The sequence below is a fragment of the Oceanobacillus timonensis genome, assembly GCF_900166635.1.
Lineage (GTDB): Bacteria > Bacillota > Bacilli > Bacillales > Amphibacillaceae > Oceanobacillus > Oceanobacillus timonensis.
The window spans coordinates 887,168-913,177 of record NZ_LT800497.1; the positions used below are offsets into that span (position 1 = coordinate 887,168).

At 37.7% G+C, this 26,010-nt stretch carries 21 protein-coding genes; 12 read left to right on the forward strand and 9 right to left on the reverse strand.

Annotated elements, in window-relative coordinates:
• Positions 1–4: 4 nt before the first annotated feature.
• The 3 genes from B7E05_RS04445 to B7E05_RS04455 all read left to right on the forward strand — a co-directional run bounded on the left by B7E05_RS04445 (position 5) and on the right by B7E05_RS04455 (position 3,051).
• Positions 5–907: a carbohydrate ABC transporter permease gene (locus B7E05_RS04445; RefSeq protein WP_080872824.1), complete on the forward strand. Its 903-nt coding sequence runs from the start codon at positions 5–7 to the stop codon at positions 905–907.
• Positions 907–1,749, forward strand: a complete 843-nt coding sequence (locus B7E05_RS04450) for a carbohydrate ABC transporter permease (protein ID WP_080872825.1) — start codon at positions 907–909, stop codon at positions 1,747–1,749. The genes B7E05_RS04445 and B7E05_RS04450 overlap by 1 nt, the downstream gene beginning before the upstream one ends.
• 528 nt (positions 1,750–2,277) lie before the next feature.
• Positions 2,278–3,051, forward strand: a complete 774-nt coding sequence (locus tag B7E05_RS04455) for an excalibur calcium-binding domain-containing protein (protein WP_218672693.1) — start codon at positions 2,278–2,280, stop codon at positions 3,049–3,051.
• A 216-nt stretch (positions 3,052–3,267) separates the two neighbouring features.
• On the opposite strand, the gene B7E05_RS04460 is transcribed toward B7E05_RS04455, so the two are convergent.
• Genes B7E05_RS04460 through B7E05_RS04475 form a run of 4 tightly spaced genes read right to left on the reverse strand, consistent with a single transcriptional unit; the run spans position 3,268 to position 6,198 of the window.
• The gene (locus tag B7E05_RS04460; protein ID WP_080872826.1) at positions 3,268–3,939 is read right to left on the reverse strand and encodes an N-acetylmannosamine-6-phosphate 2-epimerase; all 672 of its coding nucleotides are present in this window, start codon (positions 3,937–3,939) and stop codon (positions 3,268–3,270) included.
• Between the two features lies 1 nt (position 3,940).
• Complete coding sequence (locus tag B7E05_RS04465; protein WP_080872828.1) at positions 3,941–4,816, reverse strand: ROK family protein; 876 nt, start codon at positions 4,814–4,816, stop codon at positions 3,941–3,943.
• Between the two features lie 10 nt (positions 4,817–4,826).
• The gene (locus B7E05_RS04470) at positions 4,827–5,504 is read right to left on the reverse strand and encodes a FadR/GntR family transcriptional regulator (protein WP_080872829.1); all 678 of its coding nucleotides are present in this window, start codon (positions 5,502–5,504) and stop codon (positions 4,827–4,829) included.
• Positions 5,491–6,198 carry a FadR/GntR family transcriptional regulator gene (locus tag B7E05_RS04475; RefSeq protein ID WP_080872830.1) on the reverse strand — a complete coding sequence of 236 codons (708 nt, stop codon included), beginning with the start codon at positions 6,196–6,198 and terminating at the stop codon, positions 5,491–5,493. Before B7E05_RS04475 ends, B7E05_RS04470 begins: the two co-directional genes overlap by 14 nt.
• Positions 6,199–6,476: 278 nt before the next feature.
• Here B7E05_RS04475 and B7E05_RS04480 point away from each other — a divergent pair, with 278 nt between their 5' ends.
• Positions 6,477–7,346, forward strand: a complete 870-nt coding sequence (locus B7E05_RS04480) for an N-acetylneuraminate lyase (protein ID WP_080872832.1) — start codon at positions 6,477–6,479, stop codon at positions 7,344–7,346.
• Between the two features lie 102 nt (positions 7,347–7,448).
• Complete coding sequence (locus B7E05_RS04485; protein ID WP_080872834.1) at positions 7,449–8,966, forward strand: sodium:solute symporter family protein; 1,518 nt, start codon at positions 7,449–7,451, stop codon at positions 8,964–8,966.
• A gap of 283 nt (positions 8,967–9,249) precedes the next feature.
• Here the strand turns inward: B7E05_RS04485 and B7E05_RS04490 are convergent, their stop codons facing one another.
• Both B7E05_RS04490 and B7E05_RS04495 read right to left on the reverse strand, forming a co-directional pair.
• Complete coding sequence (locus B7E05_RS04490) at positions 9,250–9,879, reverse strand: class D sortase (RefSeq protein ID WP_080872836.1); 630 nt, start codon at positions 9,877–9,879, stop codon at positions 9,250–9,252.
• A gap of 57 nt (positions 9,880–9,936) precedes the next feature.
• Positions 9,937–10,461: an excalibur calcium-binding domain-containing protein gene (locus B7E05_RS04495; protein ID WP_080872838.1), complete on the reverse strand. Its 525-nt coding sequence runs from the start codon at positions 10,459–10,461 to the stop codon at positions 9,937–9,939.
• Between the two features lie 288 nt (positions 10,462–10,749).
• Between B7E05_RS04495 and B7E05_RS04500 the strand changes: the two genes are divergently transcribed.
• A complete protein-coding gene (locus B7E05_RS04500; RefSeq protein WP_080872840.1) occupies positions 10,750–10,956 on the forward strand; it encodes a CsbD family protein in 207 nt (68 codons plus the stop codon).
• A gap of 355 nt (positions 10,957–11,311) precedes the next feature.
• On the opposite strand, the gene B7E05_RS04505 is transcribed toward B7E05_RS04500, so the two are convergent.
• Positions 11,312–12,052, reverse strand: coding sequence for a Cof-type HAD-IIB family hydrolase (locus tag B7E05_RS04505; protein WP_080872842.1), 741 nt, complete (start codon positions 12,050–12,052; stop codon positions 11,312–11,314).
• 312 nt (positions 12,053–12,364) lie between these two features.
• On the opposite strand from B7E05_RS04505, the gene B7E05_RS04510 reads away from it, so the two are divergent.
• Positions 12,365–13,915 carry a PTS transporter subunit EIIC gene (locus B7E05_RS04510; RefSeq protein ID WP_080872843.1) on the forward strand — a complete coding sequence of 517 codons (1,551 nt, stop codon included), beginning with the start codon at positions 12,365–12,367 and terminating at the stop codon, positions 13,913–13,915.
• 17 nt (positions 13,916–13,932) lie between these two features.
• Positions 13,933–15,306 carry a class-II fumarase/aspartase family protein gene (locus B7E05_RS04515; RefSeq protein ID WP_080872845.1) on the forward strand — a complete coding sequence of 458 codons (1,374 nt, stop codon included), beginning with the start codon at positions 13,933–13,935 and terminating at the stop codon, positions 15,304–15,306.
• 316 nt (positions 15,307–15,622) lie between these two features.
• Here the strand turns inward: B7E05_RS04515 and B7E05_RS04520 are convergent, their stop codons facing one another.
• Positions 15,623–16,360 (reverse strand): MurR/RpiR family transcriptional regulator, encoded by a 738-nt coding sequence (locus B7E05_RS04520; protein ID WP_080872846.1) that lies wholly within the window; start codon positions 16,358–16,360, stop codon positions 15,623–15,625.
• Positions 16,361–16,689: 329 nt separating this feature from the next.
• Here B7E05_RS04520 and B7E05_RS04525 point away from each other — a divergent pair, with 329 nt between their 5' ends.
• Together B7E05_RS04525 and B7E05_RS04530 are read left to right on the forward strand one after the other, a co-directional pair.
• The gene (locus B7E05_RS04525; RefSeq protein WP_080872848.1) at positions 16,690–17,997 is read left to right on the forward strand and encodes an acetamidase/formamidase family protein; all 1,308 of its coding nucleotides are present in this window, start codon (positions 16,690–16,692) and stop codon (positions 17,995–17,997) included.
• 37 nt (positions 17,998–18,034) lie between these two features.
• Positions 18,035–18,649 (forward strand): hypothetical protein, encoded by a 615-nt coding sequence (locus B7E05_RS04530; protein ID WP_080872850.1) that lies wholly within the window; start codon positions 18,035–18,037, stop codon positions 18,647–18,649.
• A 164-nt stretch (positions 18,650–18,813) separates the two neighbouring features.
• Here the strand turns inward: B7E05_RS04530 and B7E05_RS04535 are convergent, their stop codons facing one another.
• Positions 18,814–20,319 carry a nitrate/nitrite transporter gene (locus tag B7E05_RS04535; RefSeq protein ID WP_080872851.1) on the reverse strand — a complete coding sequence of 502 codons (1,506 nt, stop codon included), beginning with the start codon at positions 20,317–20,319 and terminating at the stop codon, positions 18,814–18,816.
• A 502-nt stretch (positions 20,320–20,821) separates the two neighbouring features.
• On the opposite strand from B7E05_RS04535, the gene B7E05_RS04540 reads away from it, so the two are divergent.
• Together B7E05_RS04540 and narH are read left to right on the forward strand one after the other, a co-directional pair.
• Positions 20,822–24,505, forward strand: coding sequence for a nitrate reductase subunit alpha (locus B7E05_RS04540; protein WP_080872853.1), 3,684 nt, complete (start codon positions 20,822–20,824; stop codon positions 24,503–24,505).
• Entirely contained in the window at positions 24,495–25,967 is a 1,473-nt protein-coding gene (gene narH, locus B7E05_RS04545) for a nitrate reductase subunit beta (protein ID WP_080872854.1), read from the forward strand. The genes B7E05_RS04540 and narH overlap by 11 nt, the downstream gene beginning before the upstream one ends.
• Positions 25,968–26,010 lie beyond the last annotated feature (43 nt).

Below are 26,010 nucleotides of genomic sequence, written 5' to 3' on the forward strand. Positions count from 1 at the left end.
ATATATGAACTCAAAAGGTACGGTAATTCATAAAATGTTTTCCCAATCGGCATTACCCTGGTTAATGCCGATTGGTATAATTTTGCTTTTTGTATATTTCTATCCAGTATTTGAGATTGTTCGTCTTAGTTTTACGGATGCTACATTAATAGATAATAATTATAACTATACGCTTGATTCTTATAAGAATATATTTTCAAATCCTAATTTTTTTCAAACGTTGATAACCACAGGTATTTTTGTTTCTATCAGTATTATTTTTCAGATGTTATTAGGCTTTATTGTAGCTACAATCATTGACCAAGGTCAAAAAAGGGGTTTAAAAGGAACAGTAATAACCAGAACAGCGGTTTTAACCGCATGGGCCATTCCAGGCGTAGTAATAGGGGTCATTTGGAGAATTCTTTATAATGAAACAGATGCAGGTATCGTTAATTACCTGCTAAGTCTAGGTGGTTTAGATACAATTCCGTTTTTATCCGATCCGGAAGTGGCTTTATTTGCAGTAATTTTTGCAAATATATGGCGGGGAACAGCTTTTAGTATGATTTTAATTTATGCTGGATTAAAAACATTGCCAACCGACGTTATTGAAGCGGCAAAAATAGATGGTGCTAATGTGTTGCAACGTACGTTAAAAGTTATCTTGCCAATGTTAGCCCCAATGTTACTAATAAACTTAGTAATTATCTCAATAGATACGTTTAATACGTTTGATATGGTGATGGCATTAACTGGCGGGGGACCTGGCCAGAGTACAGAAGTTATTTCTTTAAGTATCTATAGTTCTATATTCAATCAATTTAATCTGGGGCAAGGTGCTGCTACATCTGTTGTCTTATTAGGTATAAATGTTGTTATGACCATTGTTTATATATTGTTTTTAGGTAGAGGAGGGAATAAATAATGCGAAAACCGATTCGTGATTTATTAACAAAGCTGAGTTTATACGCGAGTTTTGTTGTCATTGTATTATTCTTTACCTTCCCTTTATTTTGGGTACTATCATTATCTTTTAAGACATCTGATGAATTATACAAAGTACCTCCAAGCCTTATACCAGAAAGTTTACACTTTGATAATTACCTTCATGTTATACAAAACAATGATATATTTCTTTATCTTGCAAATTCAACAAAGATTGTTTTTCTCACAGTTCTTCTTGTATTAATTATAGCTGTGCCGGCTGCTTTTGCATTATCAAGATATAAATTTAAATTAAAACCAATCATATTAATTACTATATTAATGACGCAAATGATTTCGGCAGTAGTTATTGCGATTCCTTTGTATCGATTATTTATCAATTTAGGTTTAATTAATAATCTTGGTTTTTTAATTGTTGTATACGTTGCTGTAGTGCTTCCATTTTCTACTTGGTTCTTAAAGGGTTATATTGATACAATACCTAAAGAATTGGATGAAGCAGCTACTGTAGATGGATGCAATAAGTTCCAAACTTTAGTCAAAGTTATACTTCCGTCAAGTATTCCAGGGATTATTTCCGTTATTATCTTAGTATCTGTGCAAAGTTGGTCGCAGTTTGTTATTCCTTTTATTTTATTAGATAATATCGATCTTTATCCAGTATCGGTGGGAATAATTAATCTTCAATCGACACAACAAGCTATTACAACACATTATTTAGCTGCGGGAAGTATTCTTTCCATATTGCCAGTTATGATCTTATTTGTTTTATTACAAAGATTTATTGTAGGAGCGTTAACAAGTGGAGCTGTCAAAGGGTAGTTAAAAAGTATAAATTCTATCAACCTCTGTATTCTTAATGTCATAGAGCGGGTGCTATGTATATTAGGAATACAGGGGTTTTTAATTCCCGTAACATTAGTAAATTTAAATAGGTATAACTAATTGAACCCTGTGCCAATTTTTTAAGCTTTTCGCATTGAATGTTGGTCTAACAGAAGAATGCTTTTCTGCTTCAAAAAGTGTTAAAAGACTGTATACGTTATATGAAGACATCTATCTTTCTAAGTTATAAAGTCAATGTTAAAAATTTATATGTATTTATAATAAATTTCAATTTCCTCTTGTTTTTTAAGGTATAATTAACTATGATAATGGTATTGTAATCTTATATCCTATTAGAAATTCCTATGTGCTGTCTTGAAAGTAATTGAAATAAAGAACGCTCTTATATTTTGGATACATAATGAAAAGAATTGTTATTTTTAGGGTTTATATTAGGGCATAAGTGCAAGCAGCGTACCTCATGTATGTGAGGTGCAGCAATTTATAAAAGGGGAGATAAGAAAATTGGTTACTGCAATAATGAACCTGGGGTCATTAGCCTTATTGTTTGCAATTGTTTATATCATTATCTACTTTGTTCAAAAACGAGGTTCGAAACGTGACAAAGTACTAAATAAAAAGGTTTTCTATGGTTCTTTGATAACGGGACTAGTGCTTACGTTTTTCGGAAGCGGGTTTTTAACGGAAGATGAAAATGCGGAGAAGGTCGAAACGTTAACCGAGGAAAATGAGGAACTCAACGATGAATTAGAAAGTATTGACTCTGATCATGAAACAGCACTTTCCGAATTAGAACAACAACATGAGGAAGAAATAGCTGATTTAACCGCAGAAATAGAAGAATCCTCCGGTAACCTGGAAGAATACGAAGAACAGATAGCGGAATTGGAAGAGGAAAATGAGCAAATTGATTCGTTGAATGATGAAATTGATGAGTTATCCGCAGAGAATGATTCCTTAAATGATACAATAAGTGATTTGGAATCAGATCTTGCGAGTGCAGAATCTAATACTGCCACTGCAAGTAGCAGCAGCTCCTCTGATTCAAGTTCTGGGTCTAGTTCTGAATCAAGCACCAGCAGTGACTCTGGATCTGAATCGAGTACGAGTAACGGGTCAGAGTCTGATTCGAGTTCAAGTGAATCGTCCTCTGGTTCCAGTGTGTATTATAAGAATTGTACCGAAGCGAGAGAAGCTGGTGCAGCACCAGTACATGAAGGAGACCCTGGATATGCGTCTCATTTAGACCGTGATGGAGATGGTATTGGGTGTGAGTGATTTAGTAGATGATAGAGTGAACTTGAAGCGTAAAGAATATGATGCTTTGAATTATCATTGTAACTATATTGCAAAAGCTGATTAATGCTTTTACAACAGTAGAATATGTATATAAAAAAGAAGGAACTGTTACAAAATGTATGATACGCATAATTGGAACAATACCTTCTTTTTGTATTTACTGGTATATTTATAAAAAAATAACCTTTTAAATTATCAATCCTCAATAAATCTTCTTGTAATGTCCTTTGGTCGAGTAATTGCACCGCCAACAACACTTGCATAAGCACCCAAATCCAGGCAACGTTTAAACATCTCTGGAGTGATGACGTTCCCCTCTGCAATAACAGGAATTTGGACTGTCTCTAATACGTCTTTTAAAAATTGAAAATCACGATGATAAAGTTTTTCCCCACTTGTTTCCTCTGTATACCCATGAAGCGTAGTAGAAATACAGTCAAATCCTAAATTCTCAGCTACCTTGGCATCCTCTAGTGTAGCGATATCTGCCATGATTTCCACATTGCTGTTCTGCCTGCGAATGTAATCTACTAATTCGCCGAGCTCTATATTATTTGGCCGTTTTCTTGCTGTGGCGTCGAGCGCAATCATTTCACAGCCGCTTTCTAACAGTTCATCGATTTCTTTATATGTGGCAGTAATAAAAACAGGGCTGTCAGGATAATCTCTTTTAACAATGCCAACAACTGGTAAATTTACTTCCTTTTTAATTGCTAAAATATCTTCTTTGGTATTGGCTCGGATGCCGGCAGCACCGCCTTCTTTAGCTGCTAATGCCATTTTAGACATTATAAAAGAGCTGTGCAGCGGTTCATCAGGTAATGCCTGACAGGAAACAATCAAAGCTTTTTCCACTTTTTCTAGCATATTATAAATCCTCCTTAAAAAATGGGAAAACTGCTCCATATAAAGCAGCATCGTTATAAAGTTGTGCTATTTTTAATTCTGTATTTAAAAAGTTAGCTGGTAAAAATGTATTTAGTTGTTTTTTTATGAGGTCGAGCAGATAATCACCTTGTCTGGAAATTCCTCCGCCAATTAGAATAATCGCAGGGTCTTTCATAAGAATGATTTGGGCTAATCCTTTTGCTATTTCTGCAGCCCATTGGCAGATTGTATCGTAGCAATCCTTGTCACCGGAACGTGCAAGTTCAAAAGCTTTTTCAGCATGAAACGTGTTTCCGAGCTTTTGTTTTAATGCATGATTCAGTGCAGAAGTGGAGGCTCTTGCCTCATAATTTAGCTTTGTTTCCGGGTCATATAAAAGATAGCCAATAGAGTCAGCTTTTAAATGAGCTCCATCTATGATTTGCTGGTTATCGTAATGAGCGCCTCCGATACCAGTCCCAAGTGTTAAACAATATACGTTATCCGCTCCTTGGGCCGCACCTTTCCAAACTTCCCCCAGCATGGCTGCATTCACATCATTTTCAACATGTACGGGCAGTTTAAATTTTTTAGTCAATCTTTTTTTAAAAGCTGTGCCCGTATAATTGGGGATAGTTGGCCCAGCATAGATGATTTCTCCTTTATTTCTGTCCACAATTCCAGCTGTACTGATGCCAATTCCGGAAATCGAACCGTTATGCATTTGGTCCGTGATAATGGCTTCAACCTGGTGATAAATCGCATCGTCTATATTTTCTTTTGTCTCCACCTTGTGTTGAAATTGGAAGACGTGATTCGCGTCCAACACGCTGTATTTTATGAAAGTGCCTCCAATATCTATCGATACATAATTCACCTTCCACCACCTATGCTTTCTTTGTATTATTTATGTGAGCCGTTAAGAGACTTTTAGCTCCTTGCACGTCCTTTTTAATGAGCATATCTACCATTTTTTCGTGTTCATCATTTATTTTTTGAAATTCTTGATAGGAGATATCAATACGTGATGCTGATTCAAAAAAGTAGCTGGTGATCATATTGGTCATTTGTATGAACAAAATATTATTCGTTGCTTCTAACAGCTGTTTATGGAAGTTCATGTCTGCTTCTATAAACGCCTCTTTCGTTACAGCTTCTCTATATTTTAAGATGGATTCTTTCAGTTTCAGAAGATCTGCAGTGTTTTCATTTTTTATGATTTCCTCCATGGCGCTGGATTCAAAGATCACGCGCAAGCTTTGAATATCTTTTAGATTGCCGCCATTCACCTGCCACAGGAAAAAGAAACTATCGAGTAATTTCTCAATATTCGATTCATTTAAAACAGCACCTTGTCCTTGCCGGACTCTGACAACACCTGTATTTTCCAAATAACTTAACGCTTCCCTGATAACAGAACGACTCACCCCAAATATCTCCATAAACTTTCTTTCTGCAGGTAGCCTGTCGCCTGCTCTTAAATTGTTGTCGATAATGTATTGTTTTACTTCTTGAATGATTGTTTGTTTTAAGGATTTTCTTTCCGATGCATTAATTGGTTCCATTTTCTTTTAACCCTTCCATTTCATAAATATAGTCAAAGATAGGTTCAAAATGTGCAGACATCATTTTGTGGCTGTATTCTAAGTTATTGTCTTTAAGGCCTGTCAGTATCTCATTATGTTCCTGATAAGATGCTAACAAATCCTCCTGACTTTGCATTAAGTCAATTTTTACAAGTGAAAAATACTCTTGTATGACCTCTGTGAAATTATAAAATGTTTTGTTATCTGCTTCTCGAATAATATGTTGATGGAAAAGCTGATCGTATTTTTTGGTATCCTGATGATGGGTAATAGCCTCGTAGTATTCTTGATTCAGGTTTTCCAGATAATCGAAATCGACCTCTACATTTTTTTCGATAATCAGTCGTAAAGCGCCCAGCTCCAAAATTTTTCTGATCTCAACCAGCTCTCTAATTTTTACTCCGTGTGTTTCATAATGATGTTTGAGAATGGATTTAATGGAACGGAAATCAGCGTCCCCGACAAAAACCCCGCCGCCGGGTTTGATTGTTAAGATGCCAATAGATTCTAATGATCTTAATGACTCTCTTACTACTGTCCTGCTTACTTGCAGTTTGGCAGTAAGTTCTTTTTCCGTTGGCAGTTTATCATTTTCTTTTAATTTATTTTCAAGAATATATGTTTTAATCCGATCCATTGCTATTTCTACTAATGATGTTTTTTGAATTGCCATCTACACCACTCCTATTAAAATAATCATAACATATAAGGAAGCCGTGTAAGCAGAAGGCAAAAAAGAAGCTCTTAATTATTTTTGCATCCAAAAGAATAATCTTTCCAACCGACTTATTACCAAGAATTTAAAATGTAAAACGCATACAGGAATCGAAATTTACTAAAAATTATCTTGACATTTCAGGTAGCACCTTCTATGATAAACATATTAAAATTGGTCTGACCATATTATATATATTGAGTTTATTTATTTCAACTACTTTGGAGGTTTTTAGGATGAAAGGTATTTTCTCAGCGTTATTGGTTCCTTTTGATGAAGAAGGAAAGGTAAAGGAAAATGGTTTACGGGAAATTGTAAGACAGAATATAGATGAGCAGGAAGTCGATGGATTATATGTAAATGGGAGCTCTGGGGAAAACTTCATGTTATCGCTGGAACAAAAAAAGTTTATTTTCAAAACTGTAAAAGAAGAAGCGAAATCAGATGTAATGTTAATTGCGCAGGTTGGTTCTATTAATTTAGATGAAGCTGTAGAACTGGGACAATACGCTACGGATCTAGGTTATGACAGTCTATCTGCTGTTACGCCGTTTTATTATCCATTTAGTTTTGAAGAAATAAAAGCTTATTATGAAACAATTATTGAAAAAACGAACAATAATATGATTATTTATGCTATTCCAGCTTTGACTGGTGTAGGCATTACGACTGATCAATTTGAAGAATTGTTTCAACATGAAAAAGTAATCGGGGTCAAATTTACAGATAGCAACTTATTTTTGTTGGAAAGACTTCGAAACAAGTTTCCCAATAAGCTAATTTATTCTGGTTTTGATGAAATGTTAATTTACGGAGCAATTTCTGGAGTAGATGGAGCGATTGGAAGTACATTTAATGTTAATGGTAAACGGGCAAAGCAGATATTACACCTCTGTCAACAGGGCAATGTTTCTGATGCTTATGAGGTTCAGCATACTACCAATGATTTGATTGAAAAAGTTCTTGAATTAGGAATTTATCAGACGTTAAAAGAAATTTTAAAGGTAAAAGGGATCGATGCAGGGACTACGAAGAAACCAATGAAAGCTTTTGATGAATCAAAGCGTGAGGAAGTAGTTGCATTAGTAGAGCAATTTCAATTGTAGGGGTAGGCAAAAGCCATTTTTATAATGGCTTTTATATCTAGTTTAGAAAGCGCTTTAGCAGTAAGTTGACTAAAAATATTTTTGTTATGGGAGTGAAATAAGATGGATAAAGTAGGGCTTGGAACATTTAACTGGGTGGTAATCATTACATATTTAATTGCGATGTTGGCAGTTGGACTTTATTTTACAAAAAGAGCTGGTAAAAATACAGATGAATTTTTTACAGCTGGTGGAAAAATACCTGCTTGGGCAGCGGGTTTTAGTATCTATGCTACAACATTAAGCGCGATTACGTATATGTCTACACCTGAACAGGCATTTTTGACTGATTGGTCTTATGCAGCGGGAAATCTTGCTATTTTTGCGATTATCCCTATCTTGATCTATTTTTATATACCGTTTTTTAGAAAATTGAATGTTACAAGTGCTTATGAATATTTAGAAGTAAGGTTTGGCGCATCATTAAGAGTGGCAGGAAGTCTATTATTTATTTTATTTCATATTGGTCGTATAGCGATTGTTGTTTATTTGCCTACACTTGCTATTACAGCGGTTTCAGATATAAACCCTATATTGGTAGCTTCCATCATTGGTATCTTGTGTATTATATATACCTTCTTAGGAGGTATGGAAGGAGTAATATGGAGCGATGTTATCCAAGGTGTTATTCTCTTGGGGGGAGCTGTCTTTATCATTGCTATTGGAATAAATTATATAAATGGTGGTCTTTCAACAATTGTCACGGATGCTTTGGAGAATGATAAATTGATAACATCAGGTAATTTTCAGTTTGGAACGGCAGCTGCTGCCATACCAATCATCTTTTTAGGGTCAATTTTCAATAATTTGCATCAATATACAGCGAGCCAGGATGTTGTCCAGCGCTATCAGACAACCAAATCTATTAAAGAAACGAACAAATCACTTTGGACTAACGGGATTCTTGCATTAGTCACTATTCCGTTATTTTATGGAATGGGGACAATGTTGTTCAGTTATTATTCGAATTCAGGTGGTTTGCCTGAAGGAGTAAATACCTCAGCCGTTGTCCCTTATTTTATAGTGACAACGCTTCCGGCAGGCGTAGCAGGATTATTAATTGCTGCGATATTTGCAGCTGCTCAATCAACGATTTCTTCCAGCTTAAATAGTATTTCAGCTTGTGTAATTACAGATTTTAAACAACGTTTTTTCGAAAAAGAGAGACGGGGTAATGATGTATTACTTGCAAGGATGATAGTTATTATTGCTGGCATATTGGGAATGACAGCTGCACTATACCTGGTTTCTACAAATAGGGCAGAAACATGGAACTTATTTTTAGATATAACTGGATTGTTTGGTGTTCCAATTGCTGCTGTTTTTGCATTAGGGATATTAACGAAAAGGGCAAATACGCCCGGAGTGTTTATTGGTCTAGGAACAGCGGCAGCTGTAGCATATTTTGTTCAAGGTACTGATTTAACACCATTTGCAGTTAGTATGGTTTCCTTTCTGGTTTCTTTTATTGTCGGTTATCTAGCAAGTTTTGCATTCTCTGATAAAGGAAAAAATATTAAAGGATTAACTATTTACACAAAAGATGATGATTATGTTCAACCAGTAAGCAAAGCGCAGTAATAGGAAAACACTTCTGTTCATATTATGGGTGGAAGTGTTTTTGTCGTTAAAATCAGAAGGTAAATAACCTCTAAAACTTATAAATGAGAAAGATGAAGACATTATATTTTCAACAAGCAGTACTTTTCAATTAATAGGGGGAGAGGATGAAGATTTTCTTGAAGAGTTGAAAACTTAGCATACCAACCATATTTCAAAAATATAGTTACAAATAATATCTAAGAGTAAGTCTATTGAGATTTCTATGAGTAAACAACCTAAGGGCGGCTCTATTCCCGCCCATTCACTCAACCAGCGTAGCCTCTACAATATAACGCTCAGGGGCAGCCCCGATAAAATCAAATGGATAACATGTTGTCAGCGTCAATGTAGGTTCCTCTTTTTCGACGATAACGGTTCGATCATCCGGATCGGTAATCCATGTTTTATTGATTTCATATTCAAAAGTTTCCCCGTCGTAATGAACTTCCAATGTATCTCCTTCACCTAATTCACCCAATCCGGTAAAAACGGTGTCGCGATGACCCGAGAGAACCGTATGGCCACCTTCACGGTTTGGAACGGTCGTCCATTCACTTACATACATGCCTACACCTTGTTCAAGAGTGCTCTCATCCGCTCCCCAGTAGGTTGTAAAACGTTTCCCCATGTCCGGAATGTCCAGGGTTGCTACCTCTGAACCTTCTTTGATATCATAATGAAGTGTTGATGGATCGATTGTTTCTTCCGTTTTTTCCGGCGTTTCCTTCTCCGGGATATCTTTTTCAGGTGTATCCACAGGCGCTGCTTCTGTCTTATTTTCTGTTTCTGGAATATCCTGAACCGATTTGGTTGCTTGAAAATAATTCCAACCATTGTATGCAACAATAAGGAAACCGGCTATAAATAAGAGCAGTGATAATTTACGAATCATTCGTCTGTCCCCCTTGCTTAAGAGAAAGGCAGACGAATGACTCGCCTGCCTTACATTTTATTGACGCTTGCGTAAACCAAGTCCGCCAAGAATCATAGCGCCTAATCCACCTAGCATACCAAGTGGTAGTGCTGTTGCAGTATCTGGTAAATCGCCGCCATCTTCCTCAGAAGATGTTGTTTCTTCTGCAGCTGCATTATCCTCAGAAGCTGTCGTTTCTTCTTCTGTGGTTGCAGCATCTTCAGAGGAAGTAGTATCTTCTTCGGATGTTGCAGCATCTTCAGAAGAACTAGATTCATCCGCTGATGTGTCTTCAGATTCTACCGATTCGTTGGAAGGCTCGGATGCTTCGTTATCGCTGGAAGTAGAGTCGCCACCAGGAAGGTTTTCACAAGGGATGCCGTCGTTATCATTATCCAACCTATCCGGATCACTTGGATCAGCATCGTAATGTTCCTGAGCCTCTTGTTGCGTGTCAAAATCTTCACAGTTCAAGTTGTCCGCAGCAAAAACAGATTGAGCTGTACCGAACATCAAAAGAACGGAAAGAAGGGCAACAAACGTTAAACGTGTTCTTTTCATTTTCTCACTCCTCCTATATGTATTTAATCATTTAACAGTTACCATATGATTTAAATATTACTAGTATTTTTTACCAAAAGTAACTGTTGTTTTGAATATAACATACTAGTAATATTTTTGTAAAATACGCTTAATATCATGAAACAATCGTACCGTCGATACGTTTGTGTGTATTTATATAAAAAGCGTATCAAAATTTTATGTTTATATCTATAACGCAGCGGTAATCTATTAATATAAAATAAAATAAAGCACAATCATTTTTTAATCACAAGGAGGTTAATCAACATGAGTGACGGTTTTAAAGATAAAATGAGAGGTGCAGGAGATAAAGTAAAAGGAGAAGCAAAAGAAGCATTTGGCAAAATAACAGATGACAAGAAAAAACAAGCAGAAGGAAAGGCGGACAAAGCCAAAGGTGCAGCCAAAGACACAAAAGGCGATGTGAAAGATACGCTGAATCATTCTGATGAACAAAATGATAGAGAAAGATAAGGCTATGTACTGCGCTTGGTTTCATCCTTGTCGAGTATGATGTGATACTGAAATATAAAAATAAAAATAACCTGATACCGATATTCCAACGGTGTCAGGTTATTTTTATTTTCTCTTGGTAACTAGCTTTATGCTAACAATGAACAGTTTGAAATGTAACGATTTGTCTTGGTTATATCGATGATTATTGATAAAATCGATAAAATTTTAAAAATGGGAGTGCTATGGAATCATGTAAACACGCTTAAGAATCACTATACAAAATCTTTATCTTGAGGGGGATTTGCATCTCTTTCCTAAAGTTTACACTCATACCAAATATAGAGCTGTAAAGTAAAAGAAGCATTTTATTAAATTACACCTTCGCAGATAAAATGAATTTTTCAATTGCTTTTCCAACACCGTCGTTATTATTGGTATCTGTGATAGCATCGGCAACTTGCTTAACTTCTTTTTGGGCATTTTCCATTGCTACCCCAATTCCTGAGGTTTGTATCATTTTGCTATCATTTAGGCTGTCTCCTACCGCCATTACATTTTCCATTGTTATTCCTAATCTATCACAGACTAGTTTGAGAGCCATGGCCTTATTAACACCTGGAGGGTTGATTTCAATCGTCTTGGATGTGGTGTTGCTTATCTCTGCTCCTTCCACATATGACAATTTCTTCAACATATGATTTAAAACTTTTTCATTTTTATAATAACAACTAAATTTTAACCATTGTATTTCGTTGTAATTAAGCGGCAACTCGTTGTAATATGCTTCTTCTGTGGAAAACACCCAGGTATTCGTTCCCAATCCTTGTGCAAAATGAAATAAAGAAGCGAGGGCGTCAGCATCTAACAAGTGTTGCGTAATAACAGTATAATCGCTTGAATATATTTGTCCTCCGTTACAGGTTATTAAATGGGAGTTTAAATGTAAGTCTTGAATATAAGGATAGCAATGCTGAAAGGGTCTTCCGGTGCATAAAACGATGATTACCCCTGAATCATATGCTTTCAAAATTTGATTTTTCGTCAAACTCGTAATGCATTTTTCATCATTCAATGTAGTACCATCCATGTCCAACGCAAGTAACTTTATATCCATACCAACATTCACCCTCTGTATGTATTTTTGAGAAATATATCTTTTATTTTCAGTTCAATTCAATTGGTAACACTTTAACTATATCATTTGGTACAGGATAAATCATTACATGAAAAATCAATTTTTAATGACCTAGGTCATTTTTTCTGACCTATATAAGTTAATAAAAAATGAAGGAACTTCCACAATTTATTCTAATTGATAGAATGGAATCAAATAACAGGTTTTCAATTATTGTTCCGACCTTTCGTATGAATTTCGAAAGTGGAAAATAAATAGAAATTAGGTATATGTATAGGGAGGTTTCAGGTGATGAAAAAAAGAAAAATCAGTAATGCTATTCAACAATTCGGCAGAACGTTACTTCTTCCGATTGGTGTATTAGCCCCAATTGGTATGTTATTGGGGATTAGTGGGGCACTTACGCAAGATTATATGGTTGAAAAAGTTCCTTTTTTAGGAAATGAAATCGTAAACACTGTGTTAGAAAGTATTCAATCGATTAGTAATATTGTCTTTGATAACATCCCTTTACTATTTGCAATGGGCGTTGCCTATGGCATGAGTAAAAAAGACAAAGGGATTGCCGTATTTGCTTCTACAGCAGGTTATTTGACCCTGATTGTTGCTATGAATGTATGGTTGACTGTTACAGGGCAAATGGCAGATCCAGATGTTATGACGCAACAGGGACAAATCGAAATACTTGGTATTCAAACCGTGAATATCAGTGCCGCCGGAGGAATTATAACTGGACTGATTGCTGCTTGGGCTACAGACAGATACTATAACCTGGAACTTCCAGCAGCCCTCGCATTCTTTTCCGGTAAAAAATCAGTACCTATTATCACGATTGGTTTTATGACGGCAGTAGGTTTGCTTCTTCCTTTTATTTGGACCTATTTTGTAAGTCTGCTTACAAACCTGTCATCCTTATTTTTAAGTGTTTTTGGTCCCTTTTTTACTGCTGCAGGTGAACGTTTGTTCATACCGTTTGGTCTCCACCATGTCTGGAATGCCCTATTTAGATTCACAGAAGCAGGCGGGACCTACACCATTGATGGGGAAACATTTGTTGGCGTTGTCCCTGCTATAACGGAAATTCTATTTAACCAAGGACCAAATAGTGAATACTGGTCAATGATGCCGAGTCTATCACGCTTCATGGCGCAGCAGCAAATGCTCGTAGTCTTGTTCTTATTTCCTGCCATTGCACTTGCCATGTATAGAACGGCTTATAAGGAAAATAAAACATATGTGAAATCGATGTTAGTTACAATGGTTCTCACTGCTTTTCTTGGTAACGTGACAGAGCCGCTGGAGTTTACATTTGTTTTCCTAGCGCCGTTATTATACGTTGTTTACGCCGGTATAGTTGGGATCGGTGCAGTATTGCTGTCACTTGCTGATGTGTCGATTGGGTATATACGAGGTACCATTTTTGATTTCACGATTTTCGGATTATTGTATGAAAACTCTCGCTGGATTTTTCTTGTTTTAATTGGTTTAGGGTTGGCTGTAATTACCTATTTCATCTTTTATTGGGCAATTGTCCGGTTCGATATAAAAACACCAGGCAGAGAGAAAATGGAGAATGTAGACAGTACATTGTTAAAAGAAAAACGATATGATGAAATTGCAGACAAGGTAATAGAAGCATTAGGAGGGAAAGAAAATATTGTAAACGTGGACAATTGTATTACGCGGCTTCGGATTGACTTGAAAGAAGTAAGAGATATTGATAAAGATTTATTAAACAAAACGGGATGCTCGGGATTCTTTTTTCCAACAGCCAAGCATATTCATATCGTTTATGGCACACAAGTCGAGTTTATAAAAAATGCAGTCGATGAAAAAATATAGTGCAAGGAGTTGGTATCATGAAAGCTTTATATGATTCTAAAAGTAAAACGATTGATGATCAAGGTTTGAAACAATTATTCACACAGGAAGAAAAGTATAAAACATGGCTGTTGTTTGAATCAGCATTAGCTCAGGCTCAAGCTGAATTTGGGTTCATCCCTCAAACCGCTGCGAATGAAATTAAGAAAGCAGCTAAAATTGAAAACTTGGATCTGGAAGAAATGGATCGTATTTATAAAAAAATTGGGCATGGTTTTGTCCCATTTTTAAAGGTTTTGGTCAAAGCCTGCCCAGAAGATAGCGGAAAATATGTCCATTATGGAATAACAACACAAAATATTCAACAAAGTTCCCAGCTTTATATTTTAAAGAAAGCACACCATAAATTTATGAGGATTATCGGGCAGATTTTAGAAAATTTAAGTGTGCTCGCGTTTGATAATAAGGATACGGTTATGACCGGGCGAACCCATGGACGACATGCCATTCCTATTACTTACGGATATAAAGTATCTGTTTGGATCAGCGAATTCATCAGTTGTTATCAACGAATAGCTGAATCAGAAAAAAGAGTATTTCAGATAATGATGGGCGGTGCGGTAGGCACCTTCAGTTCTATGCCCGACATAGGGGTGAAAGTTCAAAATCGAGTGGCTGAGTTAGTAGGTATGTACCCAATGCCGGTACCGTCAAGAAACATAAGTACACACAAATTAGAGTATATGTCGAACTTGACCTTGTTGGCAAATCATTGTCACAAAATTGCTGAGGAAGTGTATAGTACAACTTTGGAAGAAATTGCTGAAGTATCTGAAGGATTCAGCAAGGGGACAGTCGGCAGCAGCACGATGCCACATAAAATCAATCCCAAACTTGCTAAAGGGATCATCGCTAATTCTCAGAAGCTGTACTCCCTTCCAAGTACAGGTATGAATTCAGCAGTGCGTCCGTACGAAGGTGATAGTAGTTCTTACATGCTATTTGATGGATTGCTGGAAGAATCGATGGAGCTGATGACTGAAATTTTAATAAGGTGTGAAGAATTAACTCGTACTCTGACAGTTCACAAAGACAGAATGCTTCATAACGCCGAGCGTAACAAAGGTCTTGATAATAGCGAATACGTTATGATGAAACTGGCAGAGAAACTGGGCAAGGATAATGCTCATTCGCTTATGTATGATATTGCGATGAAGACGGCTGCTGAAGGGGAAGCGTTCTATGATAATTTAAGAAAAAACGAACAAATCAGTTCGAATTTCTCTGATGAAGAACTAAAACATATGATTGATCCAAGAAACTATATTGGTTTATCTGTTACTTTAGCAGAAACAGAGGCAGAAAGGGCAAAAGAGACAGCTAAAAAAATTACTAAAAACTATGAAGTCTAATCAATAAGAGTTTAAAAGGTTAGGGTAACGTGTTTCCACCGATAAATTCGAATAAAGATTATGCAGATAGCCGCTTAGAAAATAGGGTTCCCACTTTGCAGAGGAAACATAGGTGAGTAGCCTTGTACTGAAGAACTACAGTGTCTCACCTATGTTTTTCCTCTGCAGAGGTACAGCCTCTTTCTTCTGCTGTTTTTGTGCGTGATTCGTTTTAAATTAAATACTTTCTTTATGTCTTTATCACTTTTTTGCTTTATTCTGTGTTATTTAATGGACTCTTTATATTTTTAGAACATAATTACGCGATATAAACAATTTAAAGTTTTGTTAACTTATCGATCAACAAATCTATAGTGAGAAAAAAGCCAATTCTTGAAATGATATCATTCTTGCTCGTGTTATCGTGATCAGAATAACAAAAAAGATTATCCGTCGTATATCGGGTCAATGCATTCGTCTTAAATGACGTAATACTGACGATATCGGCTTTTTTTAAATGAATTTTCTTCACCGTATCGATGATTTTTTTCGTTTCCCCTGATATGGAAATAAAGATGACAATATCATCTTCAATCACAAAATCTGTAAATAATTCCGATAGATTATAATCTTTTATAAAAATACATTGAATTCCAATAGTTAATAAGAGATGTTCTAAATAGTAACCAGCTGCTTTACTAGTTCCTCTAGCCATAATATATACGTTATTTGCCGACTTGATTTTACTTGCTGTTTCCTGCAGTTTCTCTTCGGTAACAAGGGAAAAAGTTTTATCAATGGACTGTTTTAAAGTATCCCGATATGAAACCGTGCTAACTTTCTGATCAGATAATTTTTCAATCATCGTCTGGTTCATATAATATTTCATTTCTCTGAATCCGTTAAAACCCAGTTTTTGTGCCAAATTGATGATGACTGTTTTTGAAACATAAGTTGCTTCTGCTAGATCATTAATTTTTATATGTGGAATCAAATTTTGGTTTTCCATGATATAGTTTAGCACTTTCTTCTCGCTTACTGTCAGTTCTTCATAATTTTTTAATACATCAAACATATGCCTTCAATCCAATTCAAGGTTTTAAAAACTAAACATACTGTAAATTATCGTACACTAAACAAGACTGATTTAAAAGCGTAATTGCTTCATTGTGATTAGGAAACTACACCAGGATTTTTATTGGAATGCCGATTTTACCTATCCACAAAGAGAAGCCATCGTTTCTTTCTACATATGCAATGAATTTAGCATATATGAAATAATCCGGGTTGTAGTTGTTTTTTAAATATATATTTTCTTTGGTAATGAGTGTTTATTAGCAGCTGATTCATTCCTTTGTATCAGGTTATGAAAAGGGTTACAATATATTTAAGGAGGAGATGAAAATGAAAAATGAAGAAGCAAAGCAAATTGTATATGTGAACACTTTTACGGATGGGATTCTGGATCCGGAAAAAGCAATGCTTGGGCCGGTAAAAGACGGAGGATATATTATTGCTAATACTGCACCTGGATGTTGGGGGCCGATGATTACACCATCTCTTCAAGGGGGACATGAAGTAACGCAACCAGTTTATGTTGAAGGGGCAGAGGTTGGAGATGCGGTTGCTATTCATATTTCCTCCATTCAAGTAACCTCCATGGTAACAGCTTCTGGAAATGACCGTGTTGTAGAAGGTCATTCCGTTTCAGATCCATTTGTTGATGGGAAATGTCCTGAATGTGGAACCGTGAATCCGAATACGACTATAACGGATGTTGGGGAAAATGCAGTTCGTTGTTCAAATTGTGGAGCAGTAGTCACCCCTTTTAAGTTTACGAGTGGGTATACCATTGCCTTTGATGATGATAAAACAATAGGAGTCACCTTACCCAAAGACGCAGCTGAAGAATTGGGAAAAGAAGGACATAGAAATATGTGTACACCTGAGCACTCTGTACAACATCCAATCGTATCTATTGCTCCTCATGATATTGTAGGAATGGTTGCAAGGACTCGTCCTTTTTTAGGGCAAATTGGAACAACACCGGCCAGAGCCATGCCGGATTCTCATAATGCGGGAGACTTCGGCCAATTTTTGCTGGATGCTCCTCACGATTATGGTATAAAAAAAGAACAGCTGAAAGAACGTACAGATGGGCATATGGATATTAATCGAGTCCGGGAAGGGGCAATTTTAATTTGTCCTGTAAAAACGGAAGGTGGCGGCATTTATCTTGGAGATATGCATGCGATGCAAGGAAATGGGGAAATTGCCGGTCATACTACAGACGTTTCTGGAATTGCTACTTTAAAAGTAGACTTACTAAAAGGAATCAAGATAGAAGGACCTATTTTGTTACCTGTTGAGGAAGACCTTCCATATAACGCGAAGCCATTATCTGAGCATGAAAAGTCCGAGGCTTTAAAAGTTGCTAAAGCGCATGGTTTTGAGGAAATTGAGGATACTGCTCCAATCTCGTCGTTTATTGGAACTGGTGCAGATTTAAATGAAGCAACAGATAATGGTTTAGAACGTGCTGCTTCTATACTTGGGATGAGTGTTCCGGAAGTTATGAACCGCGCAACCATTACTGGATCTGTTGATATTGGACGTAATCCTGGAGTTGTAACAGTTACATTTTTAGCACCTGTATCTACACTTAAAGAAACGGGCTTAGATGAAATTGCCATAAAACATTATCATTTATAGATTGATTCAAAGTGATACGAAGCAAGGAGGCCTCAAGATGGACGTATGGTATGTAAGCTACGGTTCCAATATTAGCGAAAAACGCTTTTCTTGTTATATCGAGGGTGGTATGCTTGAAGGATCGGAGAAAGAGGAAAGAGGCTGTGAAAATACCACGCCACCAAAGGAAATAAAAAAAGTGATGCTCCCTTATCCACTTTATTTTATGAGAGAGCAAAGTAAATGGGGAAAAGGGGGCGTTGCCTTTATTGGACATACACCGAATAAAAGTACAAAGACATATGCCAGAAAGTATCTAATTACAGATGAGCAATTCAGGGAAGTTGTGGAGCAGGAAAATAACGTTGATTCTTTAAATATCGATGTGCAGGAGATTATAGATAAAGGCTATGCTGACTTAACAGCAGGCTGGTATGGAAGGGTTATTTACTTGGGAAAAGAAGAAGGGGCACCGATGTTTACATTTACAGCTCCTGATACAATGGGAACGCATGCGTATACTACCCCGCCTCGTTCCTATTTATCTATGATTTCCAGCGGGTTAAAAGAAATCGGTCTTTCTCAAGAGGAGATTGTGGCTTATTTTTTAACCAAACCTGGAATGGAAGGAGCGTTTACAAAGGATTCGCTTTATCGGTATATTTTCAGTTAAAGATGCTTTTTCTAACACAATGGTAAAAATGATATTCGTGATAATGACTTATAATGAAGAAAGAGAAATCAATAAAAGAGGATATGCAACTAATTGTATTTTAATAGGTAGCAGCCCATACGTGGTATGAGCTGCTTCGATTATTTTTAAGAAAAAATGGCTGTCTACTCCCGGTTTTTCATATGCGAGATATCATTAAACACCCCAACATACTGTATGATGTCACCAACATTATTTCTGACTGGACTAATGGAGAGGAGTTCCTTATATATTTCCCCATTTTTTCGCTTGTTTCGAATTTCTCCTTGCCAGAAGCCTTTATTGTTAATGGAATCCCACATGTCTTCATAAAATGTCTTATGATGTTCTCCGGAACTAATCTTTTTAGGTGTATGGCCAACGATTTCTTCTTGGGAATAACCAGTAATTCGTGTGAAAGCAGGATTAACGTGTTGGATGACTTTATTTTTATTGGTTATCATCATGCCTTCAGCAACGCCTTCAATAATTTTCCCTTCTGTATTTACCCGATCTTGATAGTACATAAATATAACAATGACAAAGCTGACGATAGCAAACTCGGACATTAACATAAATGCAATCGCATGGTGGCCGGTGATATTCGCAACTCCTGTTAATAGTAATGGCGGGAAGAATCCACCCAGTCCGCCCATGGCAGAAACAATACCATTTACAATACCAGCTTGGTTGGAAAAATATAATGGAACTAATTTAAAGACAGTACCATTTCCAATTCCTACTGTTATGGCAACGGCTAATGCCCCGACTGTATACCAGCCGATTCCTGGTGAAAAGGACAGTAAGATACCTGAGAATGCCACACCGATAAATACAAACATTAAGATGATAAATGCATTGAATTTATCAGCCAATAAACCGCCAATTGGTCTTAATCCTGTCGCAAGCACAATAAAGATAGCTGTACGAATACCGGAATCTACCGGTTCTAATCCGAAGTTATCTACTAAAAAGCTTGGGAGGAACATGGTAAACGCAACAAAAGCTCCAAATGTAATGAAATAGAATAAGCTTAAGAACCATAAGGTGGTATTTTTATAGACACCTTTCAGTTGTTCGGCCATTGATTTCTTGACTTTTTCTTCTTTACGGTCACCAAAGATAAACACAAGTGCGGCAAATAAAAGTAAGATAATCAGAAAGATGCGTATCGTTCCTTGCCAACCGATTGCCTGCGCGATGACAGGAGCACCAAAAGTTGTAATGGCTGTACCAGCGTTACCAACACCGTATACTCCATTAATAAATCCATGTCTTTCTTTCGGGTAATATTTCGGAAGCGATGTAACGCCGATAGAGAATACAGCTCCGCCTAACCCCAAAATGAAACCGCCGATAACTAAATCCACAAAAGAGTTCGCGATGCTCAAGTAGAAAACAGGAAATAGTAAAATCAGGAAGCTGATCAGGAAAATCATTCTTGCGCCAAAACGGTCTGCGTAAAAACCGATTGGAATACGCAACAGGGATCCTAAAATAACAGGAATAGCTGTAACGATAGATGCTTGTCCGCCTGTTAATGGAATGTCCGTTGTAATATATGGCATGAGTGATGAAATCAATACCCACACCATAAATCCAACAACGAGATTTGAAGTTTGTAAGGTTAATTGTAATCCAGGTTTTTTCATGTTTGATCTCCTTCCAATATGAAGTCATTCTTTTTCTTACACGATAAGGAAGTGTAAGAATGCAATCATTTAAAGAACGTCGAATCGAGTGTCTCCTTTTTCTGATGAAGGAGGCGAGAGCTTGTGCTCTTCATAAGGTGTCCGTTTGTTTATTGATGCGATTACGGTGAAAATTTTAATCTTTCTTTAACAAATACGTAGTGAAATAAATCACATAATTTGTGTCATCTTTTTGAAAATACGTATTGGTTATGGGGAAATGTCGGTAGAACATCCATATAATGTTTTTTTAAGATCTTAAGAATAATGTTTTTTTAAGATCTTAAGATAGATTTTTTCGTTAACTGTAACAGTACTTTTTAAAGCCCCCTAATAACAAACCATCTAAATTTGACTAAATTTTGACTTCTGCCATCCGTGTGATGTTTTTCACAACGAAGGGGAATGAGAAATGATTTAATAGGCACCAGATTGATTAGCAATTCCATTAGGAGGGATTTAGATGGCGAAGAAACCATCTCCACTTTGGCAAAGATTGAATTACTTAAAGCCGAAAGAGAAATATTCCAATAATCATAGCCAATTACAAGAAGGAAATCGTGATTGGGAAAATGTTTATAGAAAAAGATGGCAGCATGATAAGGTTATTCGTTCTACCCATGGTGTCAATTGCACCGGGTCATGCAGCTGGAACATCTATGTAAAAGACGGCATCGTGACATGGGAAGGACAGGCGTTGGATTATCCGACCACGGGTCCGGATATGCCGGAATTTGAGCCGCGTGGGTGTCCTAGAGGAGCAAGTTTCTCCTGGTATCTATACAGCCCTTTACGTGTGAAATATCCTTACGTCAGAAAAAGATTGCTTGATTTATGGAGAGAAGCATTACAAACCCATGATAATCCATTAGAAGCTTGGAAAAGTATTGTAGAAGATAAAGAGAAGGCAGCGTCCTATAAACAAGCAAGAGGAAAAGGTGGCCTGGCTCGTGCGGATTGGGGAGAGGTAACCAAACTAGTTGCTGCATCCTGTCTATATACTGCGATGAAATATGGTCCGGATCGAAATGTTGGATTTTCTCCTATTCCTGCCATGTCCATGGTTAGTTACGCATCAGGCAGTCGCTTTATGCACCTTCTTGGCGGACAGATGTTGAGTTTTTATGACTGGTATGCAGACTTACCGCCAGCATCTCCGCAGATTTGGGGAGATCAGACGGACGTACCAGAAAGTTCGGACTGGTTTAATTCGAGCTACATTATTACCTGGGGTTCGAATGTTCCGTTAACACGTACGCCGGACGCACACTTTTTAGTCGAAGCTAGATATAAGGGCACCAAGGTTATTTCCGTAAGTCCGGACTATGCAGAGTCCACGAAGTTTTCCGATGACTGGTTATCTGTCAAACAAGGGACAGATGGTGCTGTGGCCATGGCGATGGGGCATGTTATTTTGAATGAGTTTTATGCGCAAAACATGACACCTTATTTTGAAGACTACGCAAAGAAATATACCGATTTTCCGTTTTCTGTACGTTTGAAAAAGGAAAATGGAAAGTTCACAGCAGATCGTTTTTTACATGCGAAAGATCTTGGAATGGAATTAGAGAACAATGAATGGAAGCCAGCAATGTATAACAACCTGACAGACGGTTTTTCGATTCCGCATGGCACGATGGGGTCTCGCTGGGATGATCAGGGTAAATGGAATTTAAAACTATTTGATGAAAGAACAAATGAAAAAATTGAGCCGGTATTAAGTTTTCTCGGCAAAGAAGATGACGTGGTGTCTGTGGATATGCCGTACTTTGACGCAGAGACTAAGAAAGTGCTCTCTCGTACGGTGCCTGTGAAGAAAATGGAGATAGATGGCGAGACAGAATATATCGCAACCGTTTATGATTTAATGCTTGCAAACTACGGCATTGATCGTGGTCTGGGCGGGGAAGCTGCTGCGTCCTATGATGAGATTGCGCCGTTTTCGCCTGCATGGCAAGAACAGATTACCGGTGTGGACCGCAACTTAGTGATTAAAATTGCCCGTGAATTTGCTCAAAATGCGATTGATACCAATGGCCGTTCCATGATTATTATGGGAGCGGGAATCAATCATTGGTACCATTCCGATACGATTTACAGAGCTGTTGTCAATCTTGTTCTCATGGTTGGAGCGCAGGGAGTCAATGGCGGCGGCTGGGCGCACTATGTCGGCCAAGAAAAATTACGTCCGGTAGAGGGTTGGACAACCATTCAATCAGGAAAAGACTGGGGCGGCCCGGCAAGATTGCAAAATGGTACTTCATTCTTCTATTTTGCAACGGACCAATGGCGTTATGAAGAGACGTCGATCAATGAATTAGCGAGTCCAACGGTGGATAAAGCAAGATATGATCATCCCGCAGATTACAATGTTTTGGCAGCACGCCTGGGCTGGTTACCATCGTATCCGACTTTTAATAAGAATGGGATTGATTTGTATAACGAAGCATTGGAAGCAGGAAATGAAACAACGGAACAAATCGGGAAGTATGTAGCGGAACAATTAAAAGAGAGAAAATTGGAATTTGCGATTGAAGATCCGGATAACCCAATAAACTTTCCAAGAAATTTATTTGTTTGGAGAGCGAACTTAATCTCCAGTTCCGGAAAAGGTCATGAATATTTCCTGAAGCATTTACTTGGTGCGTCCCATGGTGTGTTAAATACAGACGAAGACAGTCTTCGTCCGGAGGAAATAAAATGGCGGGAAGAAGCTCCTGAAGGAAAAGTAGACCTTCTGATCAACCTGGATTTCCGCATGGCAGGAACGGCGTTATATTCAGATGTCATTTTACCAGCTTCCACTTGGTACGAAAAATATGATTTATCCAGTACAGACATGCATCCGTTTGTTCATCCGTTCAATCCGGCTATTTCAGCTCCTTGGGAAGCAAAATCGGACTGGGATATTTTTAAAGCATTGGCAAAAGGCGTATCTAATTTAGCAGAAGAAGTTGATATGGATACGATGAATGAAATTGTTGCTACGCCATTGAATCATGATACCAAAGCGGAAATGGCCCAACCATTTGGAGAAATAAAAGATTGGTCGAAAGGGGAATGTGAACCGATTCCCGGCAAAACCATGCCGCAGATTCATGTTGTCGAACGGGATTATAAAAACATTTATCATAAAATGACTTCGCTCGGACCGAATATCGCCAAAGGACCTTATGGAGAAAAAGGGATTAATTGGTCTATGGAAGAAGAATATGAACATGCTAAACGCACGTTGGGAACGATAGATAATGATTCGATTGCAGATGGTCATCCAGACATTACAAATGCCAAGGATGCTTCTGAAGCCATTCTCATGCTTTCTTCGACAACAAATGGAAAGGTTGCTGTCAAAGCATGGGAAGCGTTAGAAGAAAAAACAAATCTTGAACTGAAAGATTTGGCGGAAGAGCGGGAAGAAGAATTATTTACGATGGAGCAAATCAATGCGCAGCCCAAGACGGTAATTACGTCTCCGGCATTTAGTGGTTCGGAAAAGGGTGGAAGAAGGTATTCTCCTTTTACGACGAATATTGAACGAATGATTCCATTTAGAACGATTACGGGTCGGCAATCTTACTTTGTGGATCATGAAACGATGAAGGAATTTGGCGAATCCTTTGCGGTATTTAAACCTATTTTGAATCAAAAACCTTTTCGGTCAAACCGTCCGGAAATCGAAGGGAAAGAAATCACATTAAATTTCTTAACACCGCATAATAAATGGTCCATCCATAGTATGTACTTTGATGCACAGCCCATGTTGACCCTATTCCGTGGAGGTCCGACGATTTGGTTGAATAATGAGGATGCTGCAGAAGTGGATGTGGAGGATAATGATTGGATTGAATGTTTTAACCGGAATGGGGTGGTAGTCGGAAGAGCGGTTGTTTCCCACCGGATTCCAAGAACCATGGCGTTTATGCACCATGCGCAGGACCGTCATATTCATACACCGGGAACCAATTTAACAAAGAATCGCGGCGGTACCCATAATAGTCCAACACGCATTCACGTTAAACCAACGCATATGATTGGCGGATATGGTCAATTAAGCTACGGATTCAATTATTATGGACCAACAGGAAACCAGCGGGACTTAAATGTAGTCATTCGCAAATTGAAGGAGGTGGATTGGCTTGAGGATTAAAGCGCAAGTAGGAATGGTAATGAACCTGGATAAATGTATTGGATGCCATACATGTAGTGTGACTTGTAAAAATACATGGACAAACCGGCCGGGTGCAGAATATATGTACTTCAATAACGTAGAAACCAAACCTGGTATTGGTTATCCGAAACAATGGGAAGACCAGGAAAAATATAAAGGCGGCTGGGAACTGCATAAGGGGGAATTGCGTTTAAAATCAGGTTCCAAAACAAACCGTTTAATGAACCTGTTTCATAACCCGCACCAGCCAGAGATGGATGATTATTATGAACCGTGGAACTATGATTATGAAACGTTAACCAATAGTCCGGAAAAAAATCATCAGCCGGTTGCCCGGGCAAAATCAGCAATCACTGGCGAATTCATGGATATAGAATGGGGCCCAAACTGGGAGGATGACCTGGCTGGAGGTCATATTACCGGGCTGCGTGATCCAAACGTTGTGCAGATGGAAGAATCCATTAAAACGGAATTTGAAGAAGTATTTATGATGTATCTTCCACGTATTTGTGAACATTGCATTAATGCCCCTTGTGTATCTTCTTGTCCATCAGGTGCGATGTACAAACGGGATGAAGACGGCATCGTGCTGGTTGATCAAAATGCATGCCGTGCTTGGAGACACTGTACGACTTCTTGCCCGTATAAAAAAGTGTATTTTAACTGGCAAACCAATAAAGCAGAAAAATGTACGATGTGTTATCCAAGAATTGAAAATGGACAGCCGACGATTTGTTCCGAGACATGTGTGGGACGTATCCGTTATATCGGAATCATGCTGTATGATGTGGACCGTGTCCTGGAGGCAGCATCTGTAGAAGATGAAAAAGATCTCTATCATGCGCAACTTGATATTTTTCTTGACCCAAATGATCCGGAAGTCATCGAGCAAGCGAAAAAAGATGGTATTCCAATGGATTGGATTGAAGCGGCACAACAATCACCGCTTTATAAAATGATTATTGATTGGAAAATTGCCTTACCATTACATCCGGAATATAGAACGATGCCGATGGTTTGGTATGTACCACCGCTTAGTCCGGTGATGAATATGATTGAAGGAAAAGGAAGTACAGCAGATACAGCGGACATTTTCCCGGCAATCGATGATATGCGTATTCCAATCGAGTACCTGGCTAATTTATTGACTGCTGGAGATACCGATCATATTCGGAAGGTGCTTAAAAAAATGGCCGTGATGCGCAGTTATATGCGGGCTGAACAAACTGGAAAAGACTTTGACCGTGATTTAATTACGGAACTTGACTTAACCGAAAAAGCAATCAAAGAAATGTATCGTTTATTAGCCATTGCAAAATATGATGATCGCTTTGTCATCCCTAAAAGTCATAAAGAAGAAGTCGCAGATCTATACGCAGAGCAAGGTGCATGCGGTTTGGATTTTGCTGGCGGACCGGGAAGCTGCGGTGTATTGCAATAAAGAAGCAGGATTGGTAAACATTGTTTTACCAATCCTGGCTTTC